Origin of the sequence: Streptomyces sp. NPDC017225 (assembly GCF_044331465.1) — a bacterium.
In the GTDB taxonomy this organism is placed as follows: Bacteria; Actinomycetota; Actinomycetes; order Streptomycetales; family Streptomycetaceae; genus Streptomyces.
This window is the reverse complement of record NZ_JBIRNE010000031.1, coordinates 25,206-47,780: the sequence shown is the minus strand read 5'-3', so window position 1 is coordinate 47,780 and position 22,575 is coordinate 25,206. Positions and strand designations below refer to the sequence as shown.

Here is a 22,575-nt window from a genome sequence, read left to right as displayed (position 1 = left end):
GTCGTTCGGGTAGCCGCCCGGGCGTCGTTCGCGACATGGCCGGTCGTGCTTCGCCCGGACACGCATGTCACGGACGCCAGGACGGCCCGGCGTCCGCTCTCGTCGCGGCGTGCTCCTCGCCCGGTTCCCGTCCCCGACGCACAGGGCCGCCGCTGCCTGGGACCGGGGCGTCAGGACTCGTCCCCGGCCGCGAGTACCGCCGTGGCCAGCGCCGTCGCGGGGTCCTGCGCGGCGCCGCCCACGGGGGCCCAACGGTCGCTCTCCTTGCGGTAGGGCCACCAGCGGCCGTCAGGGTCCAGACGGAGCTGGTGCGGCGCGCCGACGACGGTCCACCGGTTGTTCCGCGCCCGCAGTGACGGCCGTTCGTCCTCGTCCCAGGCCGATTCCAGTGCCGCACGCGCGCGTGCGAGCGTGTCGCCCTCCACCGTCCACTCCTCCTCGAGTACGGACAGGGCGACCACGCCCCCGAGCCGCCACGCGCGTACAGCGACGGCCAGTGCCTCCGGGGTACGCCCCGAGCCGTCGCCCAGGCGGTGCAGCACCTCCGGCCCGGGATCGCCCGCGGCCAGGCGCACCGCGTCGTACGAGGCGGCCGGTTCCGTGCCCACCGCCTGCCGACCGTGTCCGCTCCGTAGGGCCTCGGCGAGCAGTCGGTGTGCCTCGGCCGCCGCCCGGGAGGCCAGGAAGGCCAAGGCGGCCGGGTCGACGCCGGGAGGTGGCGTGCCTTCCGTGTCCAGGGACGGCGGTGCGCCCGGCCCTTCCTGGAGACCGGGCAGGCCGGGCAGCGGAGGCAGCAGGTGTCCCGCCGCATACGCCTCCGCGGCGTCCACACCCTCCGTGCGGAAGGAGGCATCCTCCGCGGGCGCGTCGCCGCGCGTCTGGAGGGCGTCCAGTACGGCGCTTTCCGCGCGTCCTCGCATCAGGAGCAGCACGAAGGGGTCCTGGTCCAGCAGCCTGGCCACCTGATAACAGAGTGCCGCGGTGTGCCCGCAGTGATCCCAGGCACCGCAGTCGCACTCCGCCTCCAGGTCGCCCAGGCCCGGCAGCAGGTCGATGCCGGCATGTGCGGCGTCCTCCACGAGGTGTGGCGGCATGTCGCGGTCCAGAAGCGCCGCGACATGCCCGGACCGCTCGATCGCCATGTCGGCGAAACGGTCCCACTGCGCGTCGGACAGCCTCTCCAGCAGGACGTCGGCCCGGTACGCCGTGCGGTCCCGGTCCTGGACGACCGCGGTGATGCGGCCCGGGCGTACCGACACCGCGCCGACCGCTCCTGCGCGCGCGAGCCGACGGCCCGCCTTCACCTGTGCCGCGTCCATGGCGGCGTCCTCCAGCGCCTTCAGCCAGGCCTGGCCCCACCATGTCTGCGCGAAGCCCCTCCCGTGTGCGGGCGGCAGCGCGGCGAACGTTCGTTCCGTTTCGTCGTCGTACCGGGTCATCGCATACCTCCTCGCAGCTCGACCAGGTCGGCCAGTTCCGCGTCCGTCAGCTCCGTGAGCGCGGCCTCACCCGTCCCGAGCACCGCGTCGGCCAGTGCCCGCTTGCGGTTCAGCAGGGCGGCGATGCGGTCCTCGACGGTTCCCTCGGCGACCAGCCGGTGCACCTGCACGGGGCGGGTCTGGCCGATGCGGTAGGCGCGGTCGGTGGCCTGCGCCTCGACCGCCGGATTCCACCAGCGGTCGTAGTGCACGACGTGCTCCGCGCGCGTGAGGTTCAGGCCGGTGCCCGCCGCCTTCAGCGACAGCAGGAAGACCGGGACCTCACCCTCCTGGAACCGCCGGACCAAGGACTCCCGCGCCGTGACGGACGTGCCGCCGTGCAGGAACAGCGAGGCCACGCCGCGGGCGGTCAGGTGCTGTTCGAGGAGACGCGCCATCTGCACGTACTGGGTGAAGACCAGCACACTCGCCTGTTCGGCGAGGATGGTGTCGAGCAGTTCGTCCAGCAGCTCCAGCTTCCCCGAGCGGCCCGTGATCCTCGGCCGGTCCTCCTTGAGGAACTGCGCGGGATGGTTGCAGATCTGCTTCAGGTTCGTCAGCAGTTTCACGATCATGCCGCGTCGCGCCATGCTGTCGGTCCCGGCGATCTCCGCGAGCGCTTCGCGCACCACCGCCTCGTACAGCCCCGTCTGTTCGGTGGTCAGCGACACCGGGTGGTCGGTCTCGGTCTTCGGCGGCAGCTCCGGTGCGATTCCGGGATCCGACTTGCGGCGGCGCAGCAGGAAGGGGCGTACGAGCCGTGCCAGCCGTTCCGCCGCCGCCGGGTCCTGGCCGCCCTCGACGGCCTGTGCGTAGTGCCTGCGGAAGGTGCCGAGCCGGCCCAGCAGCCCCGGGGTCGCCCAGTCGAGGATGGCCCAGAGCTCGGAGAGGTTGTTCTCCACCGGGGTGCCGGTGAGCGCCACGCGTGCGCGTGCGTTGATGGAGCGCAGTTGCCGTGCGGTCTCCGAGTACGGGTTCTTCACGTGCTGGGCCTCGTCCGCCACGACCATGCCCCACGGCACGGTGGAGAGCCGGCCCGTGTCCAGGCGCATGGTCCCGTAGGTGGTGAGCACGAACTCGCCGTCTGCCAGCTCCGCCAGGTCGCGCCGGGCGCCGTGGAAGCGGCGTACGGGCGTGCCGGGCGCGAACCGCTCGATCTCGCGCTGCCAGTTGCCCATGAGGGAGGTCGGGCAGACCACCAGGGTGGGTCCGGCGGCGGACTCGTCGGCCTGGCGGTGCAGATGCAGGGCGATCAGTGTGATGGTCTTGCCCAGCCCCATGTCGTCGGCGAGACAGCAGCCCAGGCCCAACGACGTCATACGGGCCAGCCAGTTGAGCCCCCTGCGCTGGTAGTCGCGCAGCGTGGCGTCGAGGGCGGCCGGCTGCGCGACGACATCCTGGGCCTCGGGGTCGGCCAGCCGTTCCCGCAAGGACGCCAGCCAGCCCGTGGGCCGGACTTCGACGCGGCGCCCGTCGACCTCCGTCGAGCCCGTCAGGGCCGCGGCGAGCGCGTCGACCGGGGTGACCTTGTGATCCTGCCGGTTACGGGCGCGGTGGGCCTCCTCGGGGTCGACGAGCACCCACTGGTCGCGCAGGCGCACCACGGGGCGGTTTGCCTCGGCGAGCAGATCCAGCTCCTCGCGCGTGAGCCGCTGCCCGCCCAGTGCGAACGACCAGTTGAAGGCGAGCAGCGCGTCGGCGGACAGGAACGAGGTGCCGGTGTCCGACGAGGCCGTGCGTGGTGACGGCTCGTCGTCCGGTGGTCCGACCTCGGCGCGGGCGGTCAGGTCACGGGCCAGCTCCCTCGGCCAGTGCACGTCGACTCCCGCGCCGGCGAGCGCCCGGGAACCTGTGCCGAGGAGGTCGGTGACCTCTTCGTCGGAGAGTTCGACGGCGTCCGGCACAGCGGCCGACAGCATGGGGGTGAGCGCGGGCCAGGCCCGTGCCGCACGGCGGAGCGCGAGCAGGGCGTCCATGCGCGCTCGAGTGCCGAACGCGTCGTCCACGTTGCCCGCCCACACCTCGGCGGTGTCCGCGACGAGCGCGGGATCGCTCACGTCGTGCACCTGGAGAACGGCCCGGAACGCCGGCCGGGTGTCCTGCGAAGCCGCGCCCGACAGGCCCCGCACCTCGACGCGCAGTGACAGCCGGACGCCTGCGTCGTGTCCCGCGGCGATGTCGGCAGCCCACTCGCGCAGTTCTGGCGTACGCCTGGGCTCCCGCGATGCGTAGGCGGGTCCGGCCGTCACCAGCTCGGCGGCGGGGGAACGGGGGAGCGTGTCGGCGACGGCGTCCAGGAAGGCGCGGACCAGCCGTTCCGGGTCGGGCAGCCGCAGAGGTTCGGCGTCGTTCACGGGTACTGCGTGTGCCTCGGGCGGCATGACGGCGGCGAGGTGGCGGATCCGTTCGGTCTCCTCCGTGCCCAGCGGGCCCGTGCGCCAGGCGTCGTGGTCGGCCGCGGACAGGCCGGGCAGCAGCAGCCCGCGCGCCACGAGACGCAGCGCCTCGAGGGCGACCGCACCCCAGAACACGGTCGCCCGGTGGCCGTCCGCGCGGACGCGCGCGCGGGTGAGAACCGGCAGGGCCGCCCGCACCGGCAGCAGCACCGCCGGCACGCGCACCGGACCCACGCCGTCACCGTCCGGCAGCACGACCGTCAGGTTTTCCACGCGCCCCGACGAGCCGGCCACGGGGGCCTCGCCGTCGGGCCGCCAGAAGGCGACTCCGCCGGCGCGGGCGGGATCACCGGGAATGAGAACAGCACAGCAGCGGGAGAGTTCGGAGATCTCGGAGAGTGTCGCCGGGAGGGTGGTCTGCGCAGCGATGACGTATTCCTCAAATTTGACTAGCTGGGGACGCGGTCGCCGAGTGTACAGGATTCCCGTAATTACGGGGTGTGACCTGGGTGTGGCGTGGGTCACTGTCCATAGGAGGGGGGTCTTCTCTCCCAAGGGAGTCGCCGACGGGGTCTCAGGGGTGCGTAAGGGTACGGCCTCAGGGACCTCTCAGGGTCGGGGTACGGAACCGTCGGGAGCCCGGGCCCGTTTTCAGGACAGAGAGCGGCAGTGGCCGCGAAGGAGGCGACACCATGTCGAAGAACGCCAAGGTCGCAGCAGGGGGTGTCGCGGCCGGACTCGTCCTGCTGATCTGGCTGCCCTGGTGGGCTGCCCTGCTCATGGTTCTGGGAGTCCCGGCCGCCGCGTACCTCACCCTGGACCCCGCGCAGCGACGCAGGCTGCGCCGCGTCGGCCGTAAGGAGATCGGCCGCTGAGTCTCAAGACCGCGTCTCGGCGGTCCCGGCCAGGGCACAGGAGTTGACCACATCGCCGTCCGCGGGCCTGCCGATCGTGTGGTCCGCGGGAGGAGTGGTGTCCCGGTCCACCCATGCGGTCAACGCGTCGAACGCCGACCGGCAGCAGGGCAGGATCGGTCGGAGCCGGTCGGGATGGAGGTCGTACAGCCCGTCGACGTGTGTCCCGCCCTGGACCGTGTAGTAGCGGCGCAGATCGCCTCGCCCCCTCGCGTCGATCATGCGCGCACACATCGGAGTCGGTGGCCTTGGGCAGCAGCGAGTCCGGACCGCCGTGCAGGCTGATCAGCGGTTTGCCGCTGTGTCCGGTCTGTGCGACCCGGGCCACCGCACGGTCGACGGAGGCGGGGCGTTCCGCGTAGTCGCACGCCGCGTCGGACCGGCACGGCGCCAGGATCTCCTCCAGGGTCGACCCGGCGTTCGGTCCCGGGCAGTGGGACCATGGGCCGGGTCTCCGAGCGGCAGCGGCCCCGGTGCGTCCGGGTCAGCTCGGCCGTACGGCCATCTTGTCGAGGGCCTCCAGAAGTCCGGGCAGCGACGGCCCCCGGCCCACCGGCAGGACCTCACCGGGTTCGTCGTCGAGCAGGATGAAGGCGATGTCGTCGGTTCTGGCGACGAGCGACCAGCCGGGGCCGTCGGCACGCAGCGTCCGCGCCTCCCCCGGCGCGAACGACGACCGGACCCGGCCGAGCGGCGGGGGCGTGTCGACGTAGGCGCGGGCCTCCGCGAGGACCCTCCGGACACCGCCGTGTCCGGTGGACCCGGCACTGGCACTGGCACCGGCACCGGCTTGCTCAATACTGGCGTCGGCGCTCTCCTCCGCAGCACCGGCCCCGTCCGTGGCGCCGACCTCCGCACCCTCGCCGGTGCCCGCGTCCCTCTCCACGGCACTGTCCGGTGCGCCTCCCGGCGCGTCGTTCGCCGGACCGGCGCCGCCCGTCACCGGGAAGTCCGCGTCGTCGATCTGCTCCCGCCACTGCGTCCACTGCAGGGCGATCTCGTCGGCTCCCAGGCGTCGCTGCGCGGGCCCCCAGACGGTGGTGTCCGGCGGCGACAGCGCGGGCCGGTCGGCCGACTCGGGGCCGGGATCGTGCGGGGCGGGCACGCCGGGGGCCGCCACGGCGACCGCGAGGGGCCAGCCGGGCAGCGCTGCCACGACCGTACGCTCGTCCGGTGAAAGGTCGTACTCCATGCCGCAGTCCCAGGACGCCACGGCGACGGCGACCAGCGAGACGTCGTCGATGACGACGGTCCACCGGGCCCCGTCACCGTCCTGACCGAGTACCAGGCCGTAGCCGTCGGCCAGAGGCGGGAGACCGAGCGCCGCGCACGCCTCCGGGTAGTCGTCGCCCAGCACACTCGGGAACTTCGCCGGTGTCAGCAGCACCGCCGTCAGCACATAGAGCGCGTCGTCCGCGGCGGCGACGGCGTTCTCGTCCGTCCCGGCCATCCCAGCCTCCCCGTCGGTTCGTCCAATGGCGCGCACCCTAGTGCGACCGGGAAGTCCTTGTCACGACTCCCAGACGCACCCGAGCTGCAGCTTTCCGGCTGGACGGGGGCGAATCGACCACCCGGGCCGGACGAGCGGGTCAGGCCGCGGGCAGTCCCAGGAGCGAACGGGCCACGTCCTGCGGCGACTCGCCGCGTTCCCGGGCGAGCGCGATCACAGCCCGGCACGCCAGCTCGTTCACCCCGAACGACAGGGCCTCCGGCGACACCCAGGCCGCCGCCTCGTCGATCCGTTCCTGGTCGTCGTCCGCGCACGCGGAGACGTACACGGCGGCGGCCTCGAACAGATTGTGCGGGCGCTGCCCCCCTCCCGACTTACCCTCCGTGCGCCGAGCGGTGCGAGATCTTTCCCAGGCCTCGCGGATCCTGCCGAACAAGCGGACCACCCCTCCCTGCCGATCACCATGGCTGATCGTGCATCTCCTGCTACTCAACGTAGAGTTGCAGCTTCGACGGCAGAAGGGGATGGCCACGATGAAGCGTTTCGAGCGGCTGGCACAGATCCGGCGGATGGATCCGTACGAGGACGCTTCGGAGATCTACCGACTGGCCTCGGCCTACGAGTTCCCGTGGGACTTCGCCCGAGCCCTCGAGCTGGCGCTCTACCGCACCTACGCCGTACCGAGCATCGGCCGGCTGCTGGCCGGGACGGCGGAGTTCACAGGCCGGCCGCAGAAGCGGTACGACGACACGGCGCTGCTGCTCGACGCCGTCGTCGAGCACGGATTCGGCAGCGAGCAGGGCCGCACGGCCATCCGGCGGATCAACCAGATGCACCGCAGCTACGACATCTCCAACGACGACATGCGGTACGTCCTGTGCACGTTCGTCGTGACCCCCAAACGCTGGATCGACGCCTACGGGTGGCGCCGGTTGTCACGCCACGAGACCATCGCGTCCGCCGTTCACTACCGCACGCTGGGGCGGCACATGGGCATCAGGGGCATCCCCGGTACCTACGAGGAGTTCGAAGCCTGCCTCGACGCGTACGAGGAGGCCCACTTCGCGTGGGACGAGGGGGCGCGCCGGGTCTCCGACGCCACTCTCCGCCTCATGGCCTCCTGGTATCCGAGTCCCCTCGCCCCGCTCTTGCGTACCGGGACCCTGGCCCTGCTCGACGAGCCGCTCCTGCGAGCCTTCCGGTACACCCCGCCGGGTCCCGGCACCCGCGCGCTCGTGCGCCGTGCGGTGCGACTGCGCGGGCGCGCGGTCCGCCTGATGCCGCCGAGGAGCGCCCCGCACCACGCCCGGCAGAACTGGGAGATCAAGGGCTATCCGAACGGCTACCGGCTGGCGGAACTGGGCACCCGCCCGACCCCCGGCGTACAGGGCTGTCCGATCCGCCACATCGACACGTCAGCCGTCGAGTGAACGGATCGTCCCCCGCAGCCGGTTGAGCCGGCCTGGGACATGGGCGCGGGACGTGGCTCGCGCGACGGTCAGCACGCCACGCCGGAAGAGGGCGTCCAGCGATTCTCGTCGGTGATCGCGCACAGCATGGGCGGCGCCGTCGCCGTCGTCCTCGCCCACCGGAGGCCGCGCGCGTGCGCGTGGTAACCGTGCCGAAGGCTCGGCCGAACGTCATGTTCGACCGTCTCGACACGTTCGCGGCAGCGATCGCGGGCCGGGACTGGACGATCGGCCGCCGCGCGGGTGGTCGGCCCTGATGCGAGCGGTCAGCCGTCGTGCACGGCCAGGGCCAGGAAGCGTGCGTCCTCGTCGACGTACGACGTCATGCGCCAGCCGGAACCGGCCAGCAACGGCCTGAGCCTGGCCTCGGCACGCAGGTCGTCCGGCGTGATCCGCCGTCCCTGCCGGGCCGCGAGCGCCGCCCTTCCGATGGGGTGGAACAGTGCCAGCGTGCCGCCGGGCCGTACGACGCGAGCCAACTCCCGCAGACCCCCGGCGGGATCCGGCAGGTGCGCGACGAGGCCCGCCGCGAACACGGCGTCGAGCGACCGTGACCGCAGTGGCAGCGCCGTGACGTCGGTCAGCAGCAACCGTCCGTCACGGTCCCTCCCGGCTCGTACGGCGGTCTGGAGCATGGCAGGGGTCAGATCGGCCCCGACAACCAGGCCCGACGGCCCCACGGCCGCACGCAACGGGGGCAGGGCGCGTCCGGTGCCGCAGCCCGCGTCGAGCACGTGAGCCCCCTCCCGCAGGCGGAGCTCGGCGACCGCGGCCTCGTAGGCGGGGCCGTCGTCGGGGAACCGGCTGTCCCAGTCGGCGGCGCGGGCGCCGAAGAACTCCTGGACATGCGTGTGGTCGTTGCTCATGCTCCGCATGATCCCCCAATGGCGCGGAGGAGATGCCGCAGCGCACGCCTTCGAACGTGACGCGATCGTTCCAGCGCCTTCCTGCGTCAGACAACAACCGCTTCGAAAAGTGTTCCCGTCGTGCGTCTTCGAGGGGTTTGGCGTCCCGGGGCCATGCGACACCTGGACCACGCCGACCTGGGCCGCCTGAGCCCCCGTGCTGTCGTACGCGACGGCCTGTACCGGCGCGGCCCTCGTACCGCGCTGCACCGTGCGCGCCCTCGCCGTCACCGGGCCCTCGCCGCCACCGGGCGCGCGCCGCAACTGGCTGCTCACCCTGGCCTCGGCGATCGGCACGGGCATCCGGGCGAGCACTTCGTCGCCATGCTCGGCTTCCGGGGCAGCGGCACGGAGAGAAGACCCGGTCGGTCGCGGAACTCGCCGCGGACGCGGACCTGCCCGTGGGCGTCGTCAGGGTGCTCCTCGGCGACCTGGTGGAACTCGGCTCCGTGATCGTCAGCCGCCCCGTACCGCCCGCGCGGCTGCCCGACGAACGGGTCCTGCGTGAAGTGATCGACGGACTGCGCGCACTGTAGAGGCGGCCCGAAGGGCCTTGACCCGCGATGACGTTCGCGACCACCCGGACCGAGAGAAGCGATCGATGGCCTGCGAGCGCGCCGAGCGCTCCCCTCGCCTGGGCGTCACGGACGGCGACACGACCGCGCCGGCGTTGAAGATCCTGGTCGCCGGAGGGTTCGGCGTGGGCAAGACCACCCTGGTGGGCGCGGTCAGCGAGCTCAGGCCTCCGCGCAAGGAGGAACTGCTCCGCGAGGCCGGTCGGCCGGTGGACGACACCGACGGCATCGACCGCAAGGTCACCACCGCCGTCGCCATGGACTTCGGACGCATCACCATCCGGTCCGGACTCTCCCTGTACCCCTTCGGCACCCCGGGCCAGGACCGCTTCCGGCCCCTCTGGGACGAACTGGCGCAGGGCGCGCTCGGCGCCGTCGTGCTCGCGGACACCCGGCGCCTGCCGGACTGCTTCCCGGTGGTGGACTACGTCGAGCACCGGCGCGTCCCGTTCGTGGTGGCCGTCAACTGCTCTACGGGCGCGCCGCTACGACGCCCGGGACGTCCTGCGCGCTCTCGACCTGGACCAGGGGACTCCGGAGGTGGTGCTGTGCGACGCCCGGGACCGCGACTGGGGAAAGGGGGTGCTGATCCGGCTCGTCGAGTACGCCGGGCGGGCGCGCACCGCCCGGCTGCTCGACTCCTTGCGCTGAGCGGACCAGCCCGCATGGGGCCGGGCAGGTCTCAGTCCGCCACGGCCTTCTGAGCCATGACCTTGTCCACGGTGACACGGACGAGGAGCTCGCCCGGAACGCCGTTGCGGACTCCGAACTCCTCGGCGCGTGCCTCTCCCATGTACCGGGCCCCGACGCGGGCTGCCCAGTGCCGGAGTTCGTCGAGGTCCTCCGAGATCCGAGCGCGCCCCTGGAGCACGACGAAGTCGAAGGGCGGCCGGTCGTCGTCCACGCACAGCGCGACCCGGCCGTCACGGACCAGATTGCGTCCCTTCACGGTGTCCTTGCCGGTGTTGAACACCACGTCGTCCCCGTCCAGCAGGAACCAGATCGGCGCCACATGCGGGCTGCCGTCCGCCCGAACGGTCGACAGCTTCCCGGTGCGGGTGCCGTCCGAGACGAACGCCCGCCATTCCTCGTCGGTCATCTTCTGTGCCATGCCCCCATCCTCCTTGCCCGCAGCACGGGCGTGGTGAAGGCTGGCGGACAGATCCTCCGGGCAGAGGGGGGCGACCATGCGCACGAGACCACACAAGACCACACGGGACAACACGGGGAGAACGGATCATGGCGCAGAACCAGGGACTTGGCTGGCTGCTCGACGACCTGACCGAGCGTGTCGAACACGTCCGGCACGCATTGGTCCTGTCCAACGACGGGCTTGTCACCGGAGCCAGTACAGGCCTGCGACGCGAGGACGCCGAACACCTCGCCGCCGTCTCGTCCGGACTGCACAGCCTCGCCAAGGGCTCGGGCCGCCACTTCGGGGCTGGTCAGGTACGGCAGACGATGGTCGAGTTCGACGACGCCGTGCTGTTCGTCACCGCCGCCGGCTCGGGCAGCTGCCTGTGCGTGCTCAGCGGCGCGGAGACCGACATCGGGCAGATCGCCTACGAGATGACGCTGCTCGTCAACCGCGTGGGTGAACACCTCGACGTCGATGCGCGACAACCGGGCCGGATATCATCTGAAGAACTCTGACCTGGGCATTCAACGTTCCCGAGAGGTCTGCCGCGGAGTTTTCCACAGGCTCGCCACGGATGCCGTGACACTGGCTACGTTCTTGTGTCAGGCGGGCGCGGACTGCGCCGGCCGCACAATCCACGGGGGTCAAGAGCATGTCCGGCAACACCATCACACACGACATCACGGCCACTGCCGAGCAGACCGGCACCACCCGCGTCACCACTCGAGGCACCATCCGTGACACCTCGCTCGCGCCGAGCCGTGCGGCGCGGGAGCTCGGCCTCAGGCGCCGTGACTTCGACCTCGCCGTACGCCTCGGCCGCATCCGCACCGTGCCCGACGAGAAAGGAGGCGGCCGGCGCGTCGCCCGCGACGAGATCGAGCGGATCCGGGCGGGGGAGGGCTTCCCCGAAGCCCTCCGGGACAGCGTCCGAGCCGTCGGGGCCACGGAGGGCGCGGCCCTCATGGAAGTGACCAGGGCCCGGTTCACCCGCCTCGCACGGCTTGGGCTGCTGGTGCCGATGACGTTCTACGTCAACCGCTATCGCGTCGTCGTCTGGCTCTACCTGGCCGACGACCTACGACAGTTCGCGGCCGACGAGAGGAATTCCGCCCCGCTGAAGGGCCGGACCCCCGAGGGGCTGCGGGACCAGCTGACCGAGGGCCTGGACCTGCGCCCCCGCAACTGGCGGGGGCGGCACCTGGGTTTCCTGCTCCGCCAGGCCGACGACCCGTGGTCCCGGGCCGCGGCCATGGCGTCACTGCTCGCCCCGGTCGACGTCTCGGAGGTCGTCAGGGATCCCTACGAGCGCTCCCACCTCAACCGGTTCCGCCCGGCGCGGCCTGCCCACGGCACGCCCGGCTCACCGGCCACGCGGCTCGCCGAGGAGGTCATGACGGCGACCGACCCGGACGAGATCGACTGGCTCCGCACGGACCTGGCGGCCGCGGTGGAAGCCGCCAGGCGACACCGTCCGGCGCCGCGCCCGGCCCTTCGCCCGGTGCCGCCGCCCCCGCCCCACCGGAAACCCACGCCGCACGCGGCGGAGGAGACCGGACGGCTCCGCGGGCTGCTCGGCCGGATCTGGCGCAGAGGCTCGTGACCTACAGGGCCCGGAACAGCCCTTCCTGGACGACGGACACCAGCAGGCGCCCCTCCGCGTCGTAGATCCGGCCCCGGGCCAGCCCCCGTCCACCGGTCGCGATCGGCGACTCCTGGTCGTACAGGAACCACTCGTCCGCTCGGAACGGCCGGTGGAACCACATGGCATGGTCCAGCGACGCCATGTCGAAGCCCCGCGGACCCCACAGAGGTTCCACCGGGATGCGCACGGCGTCCAGGAGCGTCATGTCGCTGGCGTAGGTCAGGGCGCAGGTGTGCACGAGCGGGTCGTCCCCGAGCGGCCCGACGGCACGCATCCACACCGCGCTGCGGGGCTCGGCGCCCTCGACCTCGTCGGCGCTCCAGCGCAGCCGGTCGACATAGCGGATGTCGAAGGGCTGGCGGCGTGCCATCCGCTCGAACTGCTCCGGCAGCGCGCCCAGATGTTCCCGCACCTCGTCGGCGACCGTCGGCAGGGACTCGGGATCCGGCACTGTCCGGGCCGGCGGCAGCTGATGCTCGAAACTCCCTTGCTCAGGCTTGTGGAAGGAGGCGGTGAGATTGAAGATCGTGCGGCCCTGCTGCACCGCGGTGACCCGGCGGGTCGTGAACGACCGCCCGTCCCTCACCCGTTCCACCTGGTACACGATCGGGACGCCCGGGCGTCCCGGGCGCAGGAAGTACGCGTGCAGCGAGTGCACGGGGCGGTCGCCGTCCGTGGTGCGGCCCGCGGCGACCAGCGCCTGGCCGGCCACCTGGCCGCCGAAGACCCGCTGCAGTGACTCCTCGGGGCTGCGGCCACGGAAGATGTTGACCTCGATCCGCTCCAGGTCGAGCAGGGCGACGAGGCTCTCGGCCGGATTCGTCATCGGTGGGATTCTCCTGTGTTCACAGCTGACCGACATCGGTGACGCGGACGACCGCCCGGCCCTCCGCGTCGGAGGCCGTGAGGTCGACCTCCGCGCTGATGCCCCAGTCGTGGTCGTCGTTCGGGTCGTCGAAGATCTGTCGTACGCGCCACAGGCCGTTCTGCGGCTCCTCCTGGAGTACCAGGAGCTTGGGCCCGCGGGCGTCCGGACCGGTGCCGAGGTCGTCGTACTCGTCCCAGTACTTGTCCATGGCCTCGCCCCACGCGTCGGCGTCCCAGCCGGCGTCGGAGTCCATCTCGCCCAGTGCCTCGACCTGGTCGAGGGCGGCCAACTCGACGCGGCGGAACATGGCGTTGCGGACGAGGACACGGAAGGCGCGCGCGTTGGCGGTGACCGGCCGTACCTGGTCGGCCTTCTCCTGCGCCTCCTCGGCGGTCATCTCCTCCGGGTTGGCGAGCTGCTCCCACTCGTCCAGCAGACTGGAGTCGACCTGACGCACCATCTCGCCGAGCCACTCGATCAGGTCCTGCAGGTCGTCGGACTTCAGGTCGTCCGGGACCGTGTGGTCGAGGGCCTTGTAGGCACTGGCGAGGTAGCGCAGCACGATGCCCTCGGTGCGGGCCAGTTCGTAGTGGGACACCAGCTCCGTGAAGGTCAGTGCCCGCTCGTACATGTCCCGGATGACGGACTTCGGCGACAGCGGGTGGTCACCGACCCAGGGGTGGCTCCTGCGGTAGGTGTCGTAGGCGTGGAAGAGCAGTTCATCCAGAGGCTTCGGGTACGTGATGTCCTGGAGGCGCTCCATGCGCTCCTCGTACTCGACACCGTCCGCCTTCATCGCGGCCACGGCCTCACCGCGCGCCTTGTTCTGCTGGGCGGCGAGGATCTGTCGTGGGTCGTCCAGCGTGGACTCCACGACGGACACCATGTCCAGCGCGTACGACGGCGACTCGGGGTCCAGCAGCTCGAAGGCGGCCAGGGCGAACGTGGAGAGCGGCTGGTTCAGCGCGAAGTCGTGCTGCAGGTCCACCGTGAGCCGGACGACACGCCCCTCGGCGTCCGGCTCGTCGAGCTTCTCGACGATGCCGCCGTCCAGCAGCGAGCGGTAGATGGCGATCGCCCGACGAATGTGCCTGAGCTGCTGCTTGCGCGGCTCGTGGTTGTCCTCCAGCAGGTGCCGCATCGCCGCGAAGGCATCACCCGGCCGGGCGATCACCGACAACAGCATGGTGTGCGTGACCCGGAATCGGGACGTCAGCGGCTCCGGTTCGGAGGTGATGAGCTTCTCGAACGAGCTCTCCGACCAGGCCACGAAGCCTTCGGGGGCCTTCTTGCGGACGACCTTCCGTCGCTTCTTCGGGTCGTCACCGGCCTTGGCGAGCGCCTTCTCGTTCTCGACGACGTGCTCGGGTGCCTGGGCGACGACGAAGCCCTCCGTGTCGAATCCCGCGCGCCCGGCCCGGCCGGCGATCTGGTGGAACTCCCTGGCTCGCAGCGTGCGCACCCGGGTGCCGTCGTACTTGCTCAGCGCCGTGAACAGCACGGTGCGGATGGGGACGTTCACGCCCACGCCGAGCGTGTCCGTTCCGCAGATCACCTTCAGCAGGCCGGCCTGCGCGAGCTTCTCCACCAGCCGCCGGTACTTGGGCAGCATGCCGGCGTGGTGGACACCGATGCCGTGCCGGACGTAACGGGAGAGGTTGCGGCCGAACTTCGTGGTGAAGCGGAAGTTGCCGATCAACTCGGCGATCCGCTCCTTCTCCTCACGCGTGCACATGTTGATGCTCATCAGCGCCTGTGCCCGCTCCACGGCCTGCGCCTGCGTGAAGTGCACGATGTAGACAGGAGCCTGCCGGGCCGCGAGCAGGTCGGTGAGTGTCTCGGTGAGCGGCGTGTAGCGGTACTCGTAGGAGAGCGGCACGGGCCGGGTTGCCGAGCGGACCACCGCGGTGGGACGGTCGGTGCGGCGCGCGAGGTCTTTCTCGAAGAAGGAGACGTCACCGAGCGTGGCCGACATCAGGACGAACTGGGCCTGCGGCAGTTCCAGCAGGGGAATCTGCCAAGCCCAGCCGCGGTCCGGCTCCGCGTAGAAGTGGAACTCGTCCATGACGACCTGGCCGATGTCCGCGTGCTTGCCGTCCCGCAGCGCGATCGACGCCAGGACCTCGGCGGTGCAGCAGATGACAGGTGCGTCGGAGTTCACGGAGGCGTCACCGGTCAGCATGCCGACGTTCTCGGTGCCGAAGATCTTGCACAGCTCGAAGAACTTCTCCGACACCAGCGCCTTGATCGGGGCAGTGTAGAAGGTGACCTCGTCCCGGGCCAGCGCGGCGAAGTGGGCGCCCGCCGCGATCATGCTCTTGCCGGAGCCCGTGGGCGTCGACACGATCACGTTCGCACCGGAGACCGCCTCGATCAGCGCCTCCTCCTGGTGGGGGTAGAGCGTGAGACCGCGCTCCTGGGCCCACGCCTCGAAGGCTTCGTACAGGGCATCGGGGTCGGCGGTCCGCGGCAGCTGGTCGATGAGGGTCACGCCCCCATCTTGCCTGCCCCGGGTCCTGATGGGGGAATCGGCTGTCCGCGTGAAGATCACGAACGCTACGCTGGGTCGCTCACGAGGCATCAGTGGACCCGGACAACTGCACAGTGGCACAAGAGGAATGGGGCGGGCAACGGCGATGATGGGACCAGCGCACTCACTGTCGGGCGCCGCGGCGTGGCTCGGCGTCGGGGCGGCGACCGCTGCCGGGGGGCACTCGATGCCCTGGCCGGTGCTGCTCGCCGGAGCTCTGATCTGCGCCGGAGCGGCGCTCGCCCCGGACCTCGACCACAAGGCGGCCACCATCTCCCGGGCCTTCGGACCGGTCTCACGGGGGTTGTGCGAGATCGTCGACAAGCTGTCGTACGCCGTCTACAAGGCCACGAAGAAACAGGGCGACCCGCGCCGTTCCGGTGGACACCGCACGCTGACGCACACCTGGCTGTGGGCGGTCCTCATCGGCGGGGGGACTTCGGTCCTGGCCATCACGGGCGGCCGCTGGGCGGTCCTGGCGATCCTCTTCGTGCACATGGTACTGGCCATCGAGGGGCTGCTCTGGCGGGCGACCCGCGGCTCCAGCAGCGACGTGCTGGTCTGGCTGCTGGCCGCGACCAGCGCCTGGATCCTCGCCGGGATACTGGACAAACCGGACGGCGGTGCGGACTGGCTGTTCACCGCTCCGGGCCAGGAGTACCTGTGGCTGGGGCTGCCGATCGTGCTCGGGGCGCTGGTGCACGACATCGGGGACGCGCTGACCGTTTCGGGCTGCCCCGTGCTCTGGCCGATACCGGTGGGCCGCAAGCGCTGGTACCCCATAGGCCCGCCGAAGGCGATGCGCTTCCGGGCGGGCAGCTGGGTGGAGCTGAAGGTGCTGATGCCGGCGTTCATGCTGCTCGGGGGAGTGGGCGGTGCGGCGGCGCTCAACTTCATCTGAGGGATGAGAGGGATCCGGTCCGGTCAGCCGGTCCCGCCGGAGCCCTGCTCCTCGCCTGCGCCGTAGCGCCGCTCGAAGCGGGCGACCCGCCCCTCCGAGTCCACTGTGCGCGCCTTGCCCGTGTAGAAGGGGTGACTCTCGGAGGAGATCTCCACGTCCACCACCGGGTAGGTTTCGCCGTCGTCCCATGCGATGGTCCGGTCGCTGGTCGCGGTGGACCGGGTGAGGAAGGCGTACCCGGCGCTGCGGTCACGGAAGACGACGGGCCGGTACTCGGGGTGCTTGTCCTGCTGCATGGCTGCTCCTCGGGTGGCGCGGATCATCGGGGCGACGGCGCGAGAACGCCGCCGCGGGCGGTGCTAGCCGGGCAGGGAGTCCTCGTCGACGATGTGCATCGCGGCCTCCTCGGCGGAGGCGGCCGCCCCGTCGATGCCCACGTCCACGGCGACCAGTGCCGGCTCCTCGTCCTCGTGCGCTCCCTCGTCGGGTGCCACGAGCCGGCCGGAGCGGCCGGCGCCGACCTCGTTGTCCAGCAGCTCGCCGTCGGTGCCGTCGGAGTCGCCCAGTCCGTCGCCGCCGGGTGCGAGCAGGTCCGGCCGCTCCTCGGAGAGCCGCTGCTCCAGCGTCTCGCCCCGGTGGCGTTCGGCGGCCGTCACCCCGGTGTGCTCCACCGCCCAGGGCCGCTCGGGCGGGGACCAGCCCCGGTCGAGGGGATCGTCGACACCGTCGTACTCAAGGGTGTCCTCACCGTCGAGCAGCCCGGTGTCCTCCCTCTGCTCGGATCCGTCGGGCTGGTAGACGTCATCTCCCCATCCGTCGGCGCTGATCACGGGTACCTCCAGGGGGTGGGGACGGCCCCTTCTCTCCGTGGACCGCGGCGGGCCGCCGCTGCACGGGGCACAGGCGTCAACCGTCGTCAGAACCGCGCGGTTCCAGGGCCTGCCCCGAGCCGGTGCCTCTACCCAGCCTTCCACTCCCGTTCGGGACCGCGCAACGGCACGACCGTCGACCGGGGCACCCGCCCCCCCCGGCCCGGCGGGCCCGCCGGGCGCCCGCTCCGGCCGACCAGGGGTTGGAAGCCCGTCGAGTACCGGTCTGCTCCTGCCGAGCACCACCCAGTCCATGCCGAGCACTGAGCGGACACTGGGCGGGCCGTTCGAGCACCGGCCTGCTCCGATCGGGCGGGGGAGAGGACCACTGGTGCGTTGGTCCGCTCCGAGGGGGCACGGGCGGAGTCAGCGGGAGCGTCGGGCTCCTCCCCTCAGGTACGACCACACCCGGCCACCCACCCACCGGTCGACTCCGGCGGAACACCGGTCGACTCCGACACAGCCCCGAGTTTCCCTACCGTGCCCGGCCCGGCACGGACCGCAACAGCCCCCACCGTGTCCGGCTCCGCGCCGACCGCATCCCTCCGATGCCGATGCCGCTGCCGATGCCGCTGCCGATGCCGATGCCGCTGCCGATGCCGATGCCGATGCCGATGCCGACGCCGATGCCGATGCTGGCGCTGGCCACGGCCCGGGCGCCCGGGCGGGGCGTGGCACGCCCGGGCAACCGCCGAGTAGGGGCACGCTCACCCGTGCCACGACCGCCACAGCGCCGCGTACGCGCCGTCCGCCGCGACGAGCTCGTCGTGGCTGCCCAGTTCGCTGATCCGGCCGTTCTCGACCACGGCGATGACGTCCGCGTCGTGGGCGGTGTGCAGACGGTGGGCGATCGCGACGACCGTGCGGCCTTCCAGCACCCTGGCCAGGGACCGTTCGAGGTGGCGTGCGGCCCTGGGGTCGAGCAGGGATGTCGCCTCGTCCAGCACCAGGGTGTGCGGGTCGGCCAGGACCAGGCGGGCCAACGCGATCTGCTGGGCCTGCGCCGGGGTGAGCGAGAAGCCGCCCGAGCCGACCTCGGTGTCGAGGCCCTCGTCGAGCCCGCGGGACCAGTCGTCCGCGTCGACCGCGCCGAGCGCCGCCCACAGCTCGGCGTCGGTCGCGCCGGTCCGGGCCAGGCGGAGGTTGTCGCGCAGCGAGCCCACGAAGACGTGGTGCTCCTGGTTGACGAGGGCGACGTGCGAGCGGACCCGTTCGGCGGACATCCGGGAAAGCTCCGCGCCACCCAGGGTGATCCGGCCCTCACGAGGGCCGTAGATGCCCGCCAGCAGCCTGCCCAGCGTGGACTTTCCGGCGCCCGAGGGACCGACCAGGGCGAGCCTTGTGCCGGGGGCGACCTCCAGCGACACCTTGCGCAGGACGTCCACGCCCTCGAGGTAGCCGAAGTGCACGCGGTCGGCGTGCACGAGCCGTCCGTCGGGGGTCAGCGCCGGGTCACCCGCGTCCGGCTCGATGTCCCGCACGCCCACCAGCCGGGCCAGGGACACCTGCGCCACCTGCAGTTCGTCGTACCAGCGAAGGATGATGCCCACCGGGTCGACGAGCATTTGCGCCATCAGTGCCGCCGTGGTCAGCTGGCCGACCCCGATCCAGCCCTGCAGGACGAACACACCACCGATCAGCAGGACGGAGGCGAGCACGGTCACATGGGTGACGTTGATGACCGGGAAGAGCACCGACCGCAGCCAGAGGGTGTAACGCTCCCAGGCCGTCCACTCCCTGACCCGGCGGTCCGACAGCTCGATACGACGGGCGTCCAGGCGGTGCGACTCGACGGTGCGCCCGGCGTCCACGGTCTCGGCGAGCGCGGCGGCCACGGCGGCGTACCCGGCGGCCTCCGAGCGGTAGGCGGAGGGCGCCCGCCGGAAGTACCAGCGGCAGCCGATCACCAGCAGTGGCACCGCGAGCAGCACCGCCGGCGCCAGCGGCGGGGCCGTGATCACCAGCCCGCCGAGCAGGAGCACCACCCACACCACGCCGATCGCCAGCTGGGGCACGGCCTCGCGCATGGCGTTGGCGAGCCGGTCGATGTCCGTCGTGATCCGGGAGAGCAGATCACCCGTGCCGGCCCGCTCCAGCACGCCGGGCGGCAGCCCGACCGACCGCACGAGGAAGTCCTCGCGCAGATCCGCCAGCATCCGCTCGCCGAGCATGGCCCCACGCAGCCGCACCTCCCGTACGAACACCGCCTGGACGACGAGCGCGAGTACGAACAGCGTGACAGTGAGACCCAGGCGCAGCTCGCGGGTGTCGTCCGACACCCGTTCCACGAGCCCGCCCAGCAGGTAGGGGCCCGCCATGGAGGCGATCACGGCGACGGTGTTGACGGCGACGAGGAAGAGGAACGCGCGGCGGTGCCGGCGCAGCAGTTCTCCCGCGTACGCGCGTACGGTCGCGGGCGCGCCGACGGGCAGGGTGCTCGCCGTCGTCGGGGCCGCCGGGTCGTAGGACGGTGGCGCGACGCCGATCATGCCGTCTCCTCGATCTCTTCCAGTCGGTGCAGTACGTCGTCGTCGCCGAGGACATCGTCGTCCAGGGCAGGGCCCAGGGTCTTCGTCGCCTCGTTCCCGGCCGTGTTTCCGTCCTGGTGTGCCGCGGTCTCGTCGTCGGTCTCGCGGGTCACCACCGCCCGGTACCGGGGCTCGGTGTGCAGCAGGTCCCGGTGGGCGCCGACCGCGGCGACCTCGCCGTCGTGCAGGAAGACGATGCGGTCCGCGCGGTCCAGCAGCAGTGGCGACGAGGTGAAGACCACGGTGGTGCGTCCCGCCCGCAGTGACCGCACGCCCTCCGCGATCCGCGCCTCGGTGTGCGAGTCGACGGCGGAGGTCGGTTCGTCCAGGACGAGCGCCTCCGGATCGGTGATCAGGGACCGGGCCAGCGCGAGCCGCTGGCGCTGGCCGCCCGACAGCGAGCGGCCCCGCTCGGTGATCCGGGCGTCCATCGGGTCGTCGGCGCCGAGCGACCCCTGCGTGAGGGCCGCCAGTACGTCCGCGCACTGGGCGGCGGCCAGCGCGTCCTCGGCTCCGACGGCGCCGGACGCGGGTACGTCGAGCAGCTCGCGCAGCGTGCCGGAGAGCAGTACCGGGTCCTTGTCCTGGACCAGGACGGCGGTGCGCGCGGACTTCAGAGGCAGCTCGTCCAGCGGTACGCCGCCCAGCAGAGCGGACGTGCCCTCCTCGGACGGGTGCCCGCCGAGCCGTTCCGCCAGGCGCCCGGCCGCGTCCGGGTCGCCGCACACCACGGCGGTGAGCCTGCCCTCCGGCGCGAGCAGACCGGTGGTCGGGTCGTACAGGTCCCCGGCCGGCGCCTCGGCAGGGCGTGATCCCGCGGTGTCCGTGGCCCGTTCCAGCGCCAGCACCCGTGCGGCGCGTTTGGCCGAGGGCCGGGAGAAGGAGTACGCCATGGCGATCTCCTCGAAGTGCCGCAGTGGGTAGGTGAGGATCATGACGGAGCTGTAGACGGTGACGAGCTCGCCGACGCCGATGCGGCCCTCGCGGGCCAGGTGGACGCCGTGCCAGACCACCGCGACCAGCAGGAGCCCCGGCAGCAGCACCTGGATCGCGGAGATCAGGGACCACATCCGCGCGCTGCGCACGGCCGCGTGGCGTACCTCCTGGGAGGCGCTGCGGTAACGGTCGAGGAAGAGTTCCTCGCCGCCGATGCCGCGGAGCACGCGCAGCCCCGCGACGGTGTCCGAGGCGAGTTCGGTGGCGCGGCCGGCCTTTTCGCGCTGGACGTCGGCCCGCTGGGTGGCCCGGGGGAGGAGGGGCAGTACGGCGAGGGCCAGCACCGGCAGGCCCAGGATCACGACGACGCCGAGCTCCGGCTCGTAGACGACCAGGGCCACGCAGACCAGCACGATGGTCAGAGCGGCCGCGGTGAAGCGGGAGACGGCCTCCACGAACCAGCCGATCTTCTCGACGTCGCCGGTGGAGACGGCCACGACCTCGCCGGCCGCCACGCGGCGGGTCAGTGCCGAGCCCAGCAACGCGGTCTTGCGGGCCAGGAGTTGCTGGACGCGGGCCGCTGCGGTGATCCAGTTGGTGACGGCGGTGCGGTGCAGGAAGGTGTCGCCGAGCGCGTTTCCGGCGCAGCACAGCACCATGATTCCGCCCGCGAGGGCGAGCCGGGTGCCGGAACGGTCGACGACGGCCTGGATGGCGAGACCGACGCAGAAGGGCAGGGCGGAGACGGAGGCGAAGTGCAGCAGGCCCCAGGCCAGCGACTTGAGCTGGCCTCCCAGCTGGTTCCGGAACAGCCACCACAGGAATCGGGGTCCCGAACGTGCGTCCGGCACGCCCGGGTCGGGAAACGGAAGGTCTCGGATCTGCATGGCGTCCCAGTGGCTCGTGTCAGGGGGTGCCGTTCGCGACGGCATCAAGGGGCTGCAAACCGTGAAAGGTTCGCGTCACGACGTGCCCAAAATCAAGCGGTTTTCCGCTATGAGGTACGAATCCGGCTGCCGTCCGTCGCACGCCTCCCGCGCCGGTGCGGCACGAGTGCGACCATGGACCGATGCGGAGCAGTGGTGCGCGGCGTACGGCGGTCGCGACGGTGGCGCTGGGAGCCCTGCCGGCGGCGTTGTCCGCCTGTGGCGGCCGACTACGTCGTCGCCGCCGACTGCGACCGGGTCGAGGGCACCGCGCCGACTGATCCGACCCGCCCCGAAGGCACGTCCAAGGGCGGGGGAATCTGGCCGCATATGGACCACGGCAGCGGTACGTCCGCCTGTGTCGGTCTGCCCCGAGCCGGCGATGGAGTACCTGCTGCGCACTCTGGACCCGGACCGGCACCCGGTGGTGGTCATGGGGGTCCGGGCGCGTCTGTCGGCCTGACCACGCGCCTTTCGGTCACGCCGTCCGTCGGCTCCGCTCCATGTCGGGTCCGTCGATCAGGGTGTCCAGCAGACCGCCGAGCACCACACGCTGCTCGCCCGTCAGGGGGGCCAGGATCTCCTCAGCGGCACACCGGCGCGCGCCGTGCAGTTCCCGCAGAGCCGTGCGCCCGTCGTCGGTGAGCTCGATCCGGATCACCCGGCGATTGGCCGGGTCCGGGACGCGGCGTACCTTCCCGGCCGACTCCAGTCCGTCGACCAGCGTCGTCACCGCCCGCGGCACGACCTCCAGGCGCTCGGCCAGATCGGCCATGCGGGGCGGCGAGCCGTAGTGCGCCAGGGTGCGCAGCAGCCGGGACTGGGCCGGTGTGATGCCGAGGTCACGGTGCTCGAGGTGGCGCTTCTGGATGCGGTGCACCCGGCGGGTGAGCCGCAGCAGCTGCTCGGCGAGCAGGCCGTCGGGATCGGGGGCGGTCATGGGGGAACAATATCAGGATGACGTTCATTGTGAGTATAGGTAACAATGACTTATGATCCGTAAGGCCCGCAGGAGGTCCGCCGACCGCAGACCAGGCCGGCCTCCTC

At 71.8% G+C, this 22,575-nt stretch carries 20 protein-coding genes and 3 pseudogenes; 8 read left to right on the top strand and 15 right to left on the bottom strand.

Annotated elements, in window-relative coordinates; all coding sequences use genetic code 11:
* Positions 1-170 precede the first annotated feature (170 nt).
* Positions 171-1,439: an SWF or SNF family helicase gene (locus ACH4NX_RS36175; RefSeq protein ID WP_351393015.1), complete on the bottom strand. Its 1,269-nt coding sequence runs from the start codon at positions 1,437-1,439 to the stop codon at positions 171-173.
* Positions 1,436-4,303, bottom strand: coding sequence for an SNF2-related protein (locus ACH4NX_RS36170; RefSeq protein WP_398130155.1), 2,868 nt, complete (start codon positions 4,301-4,303; stop codon positions 1,436-1,438). The genes ACH4NX_RS36175 and ACH4NX_RS36170 overlap by 4 nt, the downstream gene beginning before the upstream one ends.
* Before the next feature lie 263 nt (positions 4,304-4,566).
* Here ACH4NX_RS36170 and ACH4NX_RS36165 point away from each other — a divergent pair, with 263 nt between their 5' ends.
* Positions 4,567-4,749, top strand: coding sequence for a hypothetical protein (locus ACH4NX_RS36165; protein ID WP_351393018.1), 183 nt, complete (start codon positions 4,567-4,569; stop codon positions 4,747-4,749).
* 3 nt (positions 4,750-4,752) lie between these two features.
* Here ACH4NX_RS36165 and ACH4NX_RS36160 read toward each other — a convergent pair.
* From ACH4NX_RS36160 to ACH4NX_RS36150, 3 genes and pseudogenes are all read right to left on the bottom strand, one after another.
* A pseudogene (locus ACH4NX_RS36160) lies at positions 4,753-5,221 on the bottom strand (tannase/feruloyl esterase family alpha/beta hydrolase); the annotation flags it as partial.
* 51 nt (positions 5,222-5,272) lie between these two features.
* Positions 5,273-6,238, bottom strand: coding sequence for a hypothetical protein (locus ACH4NX_RS36155; protein WP_351393021.1), 966 nt, complete (start codon positions 6,236-6,238; stop codon positions 5,273-5,275).
* A gap of 139 nt (positions 6,239-6,377) precedes the next feature.
* Positions 6,378-6,674, bottom strand: coding sequence for a hypothetical protein (locus tag ACH4NX_RS36150; protein ID WP_351393025.1), 297 nt, complete (start codon positions 6,672-6,674; stop codon positions 6,378-6,380).
* Between the two features lie 97 nt (positions 6,675-6,771).
* Between ACH4NX_RS36150 and ACH4NX_RS36145 the strand changes: the two genes are divergently transcribed.
* The gene (locus ACH4NX_RS36145; RefSeq protein ID WP_351393028.1) at positions 6,772-7,668 is read left to right on the top strand and encodes an oxygenase MpaB family protein; all 897 of its coding nucleotides are present in this window, start codon (positions 6,772-6,774) and stop codon (positions 7,666-7,668) included.
* A 305-nt stretch (positions 7,669-7,973) separates the two neighbouring features.
* On the opposite strand, the gene ACH4NX_RS36140 is transcribed toward ACH4NX_RS36145, so the two are convergent.
* Positions 7,974-8,573 carry a class I SAM-dependent methyltransferase gene (locus tag ACH4NX_RS36140; protein ID WP_398130148.1) on the bottom strand — a complete coding sequence of 200 codons (600 nt, stop codon included), beginning with the start codon at positions 8,571-8,573 and terminating at the stop codon, positions 7,974-7,976.
* A gap of 137 nt (positions 8,574-8,710) precedes the next feature.
* Here ACH4NX_RS36140 and ACH4NX_RS36135 point away from each other — a divergent pair, with 137 nt between their 5' ends.
* Both ACH4NX_RS36135 and ACH4NX_RS36130 read left to right on the top strand, forming a co-directional pair.
* Positions 8,711-9,148, top strand: a complete 438-nt coding sequence (locus ACH4NX_RS36135; protein ID WP_398130147.1) for a DUF742 domain-containing protein — start codon at positions 8,711-8,713, stop codon at positions 9,146-9,148.
* Positions 9,149-9,213: 65 nt separating this feature from the next.
* Positions 9,214-9,838 (top strand): annotated as a pseudogene (locus ACH4NX_RS36130) (GTP-binding protein).
* A 31-nt stretch (positions 9,839-9,869) separates the two neighbouring features.
* On the opposite strand, the gene ACH4NX_RS36125 reads toward ACH4NX_RS36130, so the two are convergent.
* Positions 9,870-10,298 (bottom strand): PPOX class F420-dependent oxidoreductase, encoded by a 429-nt coding sequence (locus tag ACH4NX_RS36125; protein WP_351393037.1) that lies wholly within the window; start codon positions 10,296-10,298, stop codon positions 9,870-9,872.
* Between the two features lie 128 nt (positions 10,299-10,426).
* On the opposite strand from ACH4NX_RS36125, the gene ACH4NX_RS36120 reads away from it, so the two are divergent.
* A complete protein-coding gene (locus tag ACH4NX_RS36120) occupies positions 10,427-10,840 on the top strand; it encodes a roadblock/LC7 domain-containing protein (RefSeq protein WP_279563170.1) in 414 nt (137 codons plus the stop codon).
* 137 nt (positions 10,841-10,977) lie between these two features.
* Positions 10,978-11,928, top strand: a complete 951-nt coding sequence (locus tag ACH4NX_RS36115; RefSeq protein WP_398130146.1) for a DUF6397 family protein — start codon at positions 10,978-10,980, stop codon at positions 11,926-11,928.
* Between the two features lies 1 nt (position 11,929).
* Here the strand turns inward: ACH4NX_RS36115 and ACH4NX_RS36110 are convergent, their stop codons facing one another.
* Together ACH4NX_RS36110 and ACH4NX_RS36105 are read right to left on the bottom strand one after the other, a co-directional pair.
* Entirely contained in the window at positions 11,930-12,796 is an 867-nt protein-coding gene (locus ACH4NX_RS36110; RefSeq protein ID WP_351393044.1) for an acyl-CoA thioesterase II, read from the bottom strand.
* A gap of 19 nt (positions 12,797-12,815) precedes the next feature.
* On the bottom strand, positions 12,816-15,329 hold the full coding sequence (locus ACH4NX_RS36105) for a DUF3516 domain-containing protein (protein WP_351393047.1): 2,514 nt from the start codon (positions 15,327-15,329) through the stop codon (positions 12,816-12,818).
* A 145-nt stretch (positions 15,330-15,474) separates the two neighbouring features.
* Between ACH4NX_RS36105 and ACH4NX_RS36100 the strand changes: the two genes are divergently transcribed.
* On the top strand, positions 15,475-16,269 hold the full coding sequence (locus tag ACH4NX_RS36100; protein ID WP_351393050.1) for a metal-dependent hydrolase: 795 nt from the start codon (positions 15,475-15,477) through the stop codon (positions 16,267-16,269).
* 23 nt (positions 16,270-16,292) lie between these two features.
* On the opposite strand, the gene ACH4NX_RS36095 is transcribed toward ACH4NX_RS36100, so the two are convergent.
* The 5 genes from ACH4NX_RS36095 to ACH4NX_RS36075 all read right to left on the bottom strand — a co-directional run bounded on the left by ACH4NX_RS36095 (position 16,293) and on the right by ACH4NX_RS36075 (position 21,489).
* Complete coding sequence (locus tag ACH4NX_RS36095; RefSeq protein WP_351393052.1) at positions 16,293-16,565, bottom strand: type B 50S ribosomal protein L31; 273 nt, start codon at positions 16,563-16,565, stop codon at positions 16,293-16,295.
* Positions 16,566-16,628: 63 nt separating this feature from the next.
* Positions 16,629-17,099 (bottom strand): DUF5709 domain-containing protein, encoded by a 471-nt coding sequence (locus ACH4NX_RS36090; protein WP_351393055.1) that lies wholly within the window; start codon positions 17,097-17,099, stop codon positions 16,629-16,631.
* Between the two features lie 514 nt (positions 17,100-17,613).
* Positions 17,614-17,787: a hypothetical protein gene (locus ACH4NX_RS36085; protein ID WP_398130145.1), complete on the bottom strand. Its 174-nt coding sequence runs from the start codon at positions 17,785-17,787 to the stop codon at positions 17,614-17,616.
* 58 nt (positions 17,788-17,845) lie between these two features.
* Positions 17,846-19,627, bottom strand: coding sequence for an ABC transporter ATP-binding protein (locus ACH4NX_RS36080; RefSeq protein WP_351393058.1), 1,782 nt, complete (start codon positions 19,625-19,627; stop codon positions 17,846-17,848).
* Positions 19,624-21,489, bottom strand: coding sequence for an ABC transporter ATP-binding protein (locus tag ACH4NX_RS36075; RefSeq protein ID WP_351393061.1), 1,866 nt, complete (start codon positions 21,487-21,489; stop codon positions 19,624-19,626). Before ACH4NX_RS36075 ends, ACH4NX_RS36080 begins: the two co-directional genes overlap by 4 nt.
* A 267-nt stretch (positions 21,490-21,756) precedes the next feature.
* Here ACH4NX_RS36075 and ACH4NX_RS36070 point away from each other — a divergent pair.
* Positions 21,757-21,991: pseudogene (locus tag ACH4NX_RS36070) on the top strand (hypothetical protein); the annotation flags it as partial.
* Positions 21,992-22,006: 15 nt separating this feature from the next.
* Here ACH4NX_RS36070 and ACH4NX_RS36065 read toward each other — a convergent pair.
* Complete coding sequence (locus ACH4NX_RS36065; RefSeq protein WP_398130144.1) at positions 22,007-22,468, bottom strand: MarR family winged helix-turn-helix transcriptional regulator; 462 nt, start codon at positions 22,466-22,468, stop codon at positions 22,007-22,009.
* Positions 22,469-22,575: the final 107 nt, after the last annotated feature.